General features: G+C 43.7%; 6 protein-coding genes. 5 read left to right on the top strand and 1 reads right to left on the bottom strand.

Translation table 11 applies throughout. The features are described 5' to 3' along the window. The 5 genes from QCH34_RS06935 to QCH34_RS06915 form a co-directional block, all read left to right on the top strand. Nucleotides 1–304 (top strand): hypothetical protein (locus tag QCH34_RS06935; protein WP_300332181.1); only part of this gene is annotated, 304 nt, incomplete at its 5' end. Nucleotides 305–316: 12 nt separating this feature from the next. After that, the gene (locus tag QCH34_RS06930) at nt 317–1,219 is read left to right on the top strand and encodes a glycosyltransferase (RefSeq protein WP_300332179.1); all 903 of its coding nucleotides are present in this window, start codon (nt 317–319) and stop codon (nt 1,217–1,219) included. Continuing rightward, entirely contained in the window at nt 1,206–2,381 is a 1,176-nt protein-coding gene (locus QCH34_RS06925; RefSeq protein ID WP_300332177.1) for a hypothetical protein, read from the top strand. The genes QCH34_RS06930 and QCH34_RS06925 overlap by 14 nt, the downstream gene beginning before the upstream one ends. Further along, a complete protein-coding gene (locus QCH34_RS06920; RefSeq protein WP_300332175.1) occupies nt 2,378–3,142 on the top strand; it encodes a glycosyltransferase family 2 protein in 765 nt (254 codons plus the stop codon). The genes QCH34_RS06925 and QCH34_RS06920 overlap by 4 nt, the downstream gene beginning before the upstream one ends. Before the next feature lie 76 nt (nt 3,143–3,218). After that, nucleotides 3,219–4,103, top strand: a complete 885-nt coding sequence (locus tag QCH34_RS06915; protein WP_300332173.1) for a glycosyltransferase — start codon at nt 3,219–3,221, stop codon at nt 4,101–4,103. A gap of 205 nt (nt 4,104–4,308) precedes the next feature. Here the strand turns inward: QCH34_RS06915 and QCH34_RS06910 are convergent. Then, nucleotides 4,309–4,812 (bottom strand): hypothetical protein (locus QCH34_RS06910; RefSeq protein ID WP_300332171.1); only part of this gene is annotated, 504 nt, incomplete at its 5' end.

The following is a 4,812-nucleotide window of genomic DNA, read 5'->3' as shown; positions in this document are numbered from 1 at the left end:
CGCTGCAGATGTGGTAATCTTACCATACACCGATATATTATCCTCGGGTGCAGCATTGCTTGCGTTGAGTTTTGGTAAACCGATAATTGCCCCGGCAATTGGCTGCATTCCACAGGTTCTGGATAATCATGGAAGTATTCTCTATGATCCAGATCAGGAAGAAGGAATGATCAATGCAATGAAATCGATAAAGAAGTGTAATCTGAGTGATATGGGCAAGCATAATTATCAAAAATCAAAAGATCTAAATTGGGATTTGGTCGGAAAAATGACAGCATCAGAACTATCGAAACTGATACAGTGACCGGGATTTTTCATGGGTACCGATACATTCAATATTTCAATAATATGCCCTGTATTTAATGAAGAAGGGAACATTTCACAATTAATTGAATCGTTGATGGAACAAATCAATGACACCAATGAATTCGAAATACTCATCGTGGATAATAATTCAACAGACAATACTGTTAAAATCATACAAAAATATCCGGTAAAACTAGTTTCTGAAAACTCTACCCAGAGTTCCTACGCTGCACGAAACAAAGGTTTGAAACACGCAAAAGGGGAGGTTATTGCGTTCATTGACTCAGACTGTATCGCATCGCCGGAATGGATCAAAGAGGGGATCGAAGCTCTCGTTGCTGAAGACGCCGATATGGTAGGAGGGAACGTCCAATTTTATTATTCCGAGGAAAGAACGGCTGCTGAACTGTACGACTCTATTATGAACATGCAGATGGAACACAATATCCGCGAGAGAAACGTTGCTAAGACCGCGAATCTTTTTGTGCGGACTGAAGTATTTAAAAAAATCGGACTCTTTCCCGATGACGTCCAATCCGGCGGAGATGTGCAATGGACCGGCAAGGCAACACAAAAGGGCTTCAAACTGGTATATGCTCCAAAAGCTGTTGTGTACCACCCGGCGAGAAAACTGAATGAATTGATCAAAAAGCAGCACCGGGTCGGAAAAGGGTTTTTATCCATCTGGAAGAAAGAACATCGATCAATTGGCAATATTTGCTACGAATCCGGAAAATTCTTGATTCCGTGGCCTCCATCTGTCATCAAGGGATGGATTGACCAGAGGGGAACACCCGATATGATGAATAAATTTTGGGGCATCTGGTGCGTCACCTATGTATGCAACCTTGCAATGTTTTTCGGCATTGCCGCTTCAGTAATCGAGGCTGCGTTCAATTATGGAAAATATTAAGCTAAGTGATTTTCTCGTCAGTGTTGCGGAAAACAACATACGGCTCCAGAATGCAAACGGGAGTTTTCCGGCAGGGCACAATGGGCCATATTACGACAGCGAAACTCCTGTCCGGAATTCAGCACACTGGTGCATTCTTTACGCGAAATGTTATGAATTGACCGGCAATGAAAAATATGCCCAGATCGTTCAAAAAATCGCTGACTACCTTATTTCGAAACAATCTCGACCGTACGGGTATTCATTCCATTGTCGGGATAAAAAAGGGAAAGATCAATGCAATGGTCTCATTGGCCCGGCCTGGACGTTTGAAGCGTTGGTTGAGGCATCGAAGATAACAGCTGATACAAAATACTCCAGTATTGCTGAAGAAGTATTCTTCCAGCACGAATTTGATGAGACTTGCGGTCTCTGGAACCGCCTTGAAATTGACGGCAGCGTTCTCTCGGTGGATAAAACCTTCAACCATCAGTTATGGTTCGCTTCGTGTGCTTCCCTCATTCATGGAGAAAAGAGAAGCGAAATTGAAGATATAGTTCTCATTTTTCTGGACAAGATACCGGAAAACCTCACAATAATGGAGAATGGGCTCATTTTTCACAAGATTCATGAAAAGCAGAATTTCAGAAAGAAGATGATTGCATGGGGAAAAGAGAAGGCACGACTATTTTTTACACAGCTACAAAACCATAATGTTTCGGGTTCTTTTATGGATCATACTGTTGTCCAATCAATTCTCAGGGATGAAATAAGCAGGAGCGTGGGATATCATTCGTTCAATATGTACGCATTCTCAATGTTAAAGGAAGAATTTTCGGATCACCATTTCTGGAATTCGAAACTTTTCATGAAAACAGTGGACTATGTTCTCTCCAAGGACTATAGTAATAATCTTGAGAGAAATGAATATGGCTATCCATACAATCCACCGGGATTTGAAGTGCCGGTTGTACTTTTCAAATTGGCCGATTTAAAAAATGAAGAATTCATTGAAATGAGCCGAGAGTGGATAAATAAGCAATTAAATCTCTGTTACAATGAAAAAACTTCAATGATGGATAAGAATACGGCAGATCCGCATACTCACACCGCAAGATTCTACGAGATCACAAGATTGCCGACAAAAATAATCCAAAAGATTTCTGTAGATCTCCAACAATGAATGTAAAGAACAAAATGGGTATAAGCGCCTGTATTCTCACAAAAAATGAAGAGAAAAACATTCAAAAGTGTTTGCAAAATATCTCTCCACATTTCGATGAAATTATAATTGTCGATGGATACAGCCGGGATAAAACGGTGGAAATTGCTAAAAGATATACAGAAAAGATTTTTCAAAAACCTTTTTCCGGCAGTTTTGCAGTAGAAAGGAACTATTCAATTGAGAAAGCGAATGAAGAATGGGTATTCATTGTCGAACCTGATGAGGAACATTCGGAAAGTCTCTTACGGAAACTCCCGGAATTAATTAAAGAATCAAAATATTCTGCATTTTCCTTCATTAGAAATGATATTCGAGCGAATGGCGAAATCAAGGATTTTGGTTTTCCAAAAATTCATGTGAAATTGGCAAGAAAGAACTGCATACAGTATTTTGGTGCAATTCACGAAAGGGCGATAGTGAACGGAAAGATCAAATTCATTCCAGAAGAAATCAAACATCATTTGGATTATACTGCTGAAAAAAAAGAAAGATACAGCAAAATTTCAAAAACCTCGAAAAATCGCGATCAAGGGGCACAACTACCCTGGTTCTTCATGATACACAGATCACTAAAATTGATCGTCGATTATTTCTTCAACATGATATTTGGTATGGAACTCTATAAAGAAGGGTTTCAAGGATATTTGCAAAGTATAACATACACAATAAAATTTATGCGTTACAATATTGCGCATTATAAAAGGCATGGCCAAACATGACCTAGATTCAATCATTATTTAAAATAGTCTGGTGTATATTTGGTATCAATATTTGTGCCCCAATGTTCCGATAACCATGAATAACTCCAGTATTCCAACGATTACGGTCATAATACCTGCGTATAATGCGCAAGGTTACTTGGATCTACTACTCACATCCCTGATTGACCAGGAATACCCCAAGGGATTCATCGAAATAATTCTTATTAACAATAATTCCACAGATAATACAAAATGCATTGCGCAAGGATATCCGATAACCTGTTTGGATGAAACGAACAGTCAGAGCTCATATGTCACACGAAACACAGGAATAAAACACGCCAAAAATGAAATTATCGCCTTCATCGATGCAGACTGCCTTCCAGATCCCAACTGGTTGAGAGAGGGGGTTGCCGAACTCGCAGAAGCTGATGCAGATATCGCCGGGGGCAGGGTCGAATTTTACTATTCTGAACGCAAAACGGCAGCTGAATTCTATGATTCGATGACCAATATGCAGGTGGAGAACTACATTTGTGAGAGGGGTGTTGCTCCAACTGCCAACCTTTTCGTCCGTGCATCGCTCTTTGATAAAGTCGGGCTTTTTCCCGAAGATGCCATATCGGGGGGAGATATCCGCTGGACAAAAAAAGCCACATCCATGGGATATAAACTGGTCTATGCCCCTCGCGCGGTCGTACAACATCCATCACGAACGTTCAGGGAACTCCTTGCAAAGCACATCCGCGTAGGAACCGGACTGATCTCTATCAGGCGCGACGAATGGGGATGGCCCAAGAAACTCATCGAAGCGATGAAACTCATTCTGCCCCCGAATCCCTTTGCAATCAATACCCTCATCGTGAACCGCGGCACTCCCGAGATGTATAAAAAATTCTGGGACATCTGGGTGGTGGCCTACCTCTGTAAAATTGCGCACTGTGCCGGGATCGCCTCGTCGTTCATCAACTCCGAATAATTGTATACCGTCGCAGCAGGAACGGCGGCGTGATCGCAGACGTGGCCCAGGCGACCTCTGCCCCCGATGTCCGGGACGGCGAGTTCTTCAGGATTGGGAACACTGACCGCACGAAACCAGAGCGGTCTCCGGGATCCTTACTCAAAGATCAACCCCAAATGTCCTCGAAATGCATAAGAACGCTACGTTGCAGGCCTGTTACGGATTATCCGGCGTTCCTGCGCGCCGAACCCAGACCTTGCAGCACAGGGGTGAATCCATGGGATTTCACGACAGTCCTCACAAAAAACAACGAATACGCAGCCATTGTTACGAAAAGATGGGGCCTGCTGAGGAATGGAGGCGCAGTTTTCAGGATGGCCGCGTTCGCCCGGAGCAGGGTGGCGAGAGCGCATTCGATATCCGGACAGGTGAACGCGGCCTCGTCCACGCGGTGCTGGTTGTTGAGGATGGCGAGCGCAGCCTCGTCCACCTCCCCCACGCCCATGCGGGCGAAATTGTTTCGCAGGACGCCGTAGACGGTCTCCATCTGGCCTCGTGATTTTTCTTCCGATTTGGCCGGCATGGTGCGCCACTGCACCAGCACCTCGTCCATCCGATAGAGTCTCCCCGCCTTCGAGGCCCGGTGGTAGAAGTCGAAGTCCAGCGCCCATTTCACCCCCTCGTTGTAGCCGCCGATCGATTCTGCGAACTCCTTTCGAAACATCAC

The organism is Methanocalculus sp. (assembly GCF_029762515.1).
Classification (GTDB): domain Archaea; phylum Halobacteriota; class Methanomicrobia; order Methanomicrobiales; family Methanocorpusculaceae; genus Methanocalculus.
This window is presented reverse-complemented; position numbering and strand designations above follow the sequence as displayed.

Excerpts from the sequence above, each read along its gene's own strand:
- QCH34_RS06915 (WP_300332173.1), top strand. The coding sequence starts at position 3,219 with ATGAATAACTCCAGTATTCCAACGATTACGGTCATAATACCTGCGTAT.
- QCH34_RS06925 (WP_300332177.1), top strand. The coding sequence starts at position 1,206 with ATGGAAAATATTAAGCTAAGTGATTTTCTCGTCAGTGTTGCGGAAAAC.
- QCH34_RS06930 (WP_300332179.1), top strand. The coding sequence starts at position 317 with ATGGGTACCGATACATTCAATATTTCAATAATATGCCCTGTATTTAAT.
- QCH34_RS06920 (WP_300332175.1), top strand. The coding sequence starts at position 2,378 with ATGAATGTAAAGAACAAAATGGGTATAAGCGCCTGTATTCTCACAAAA.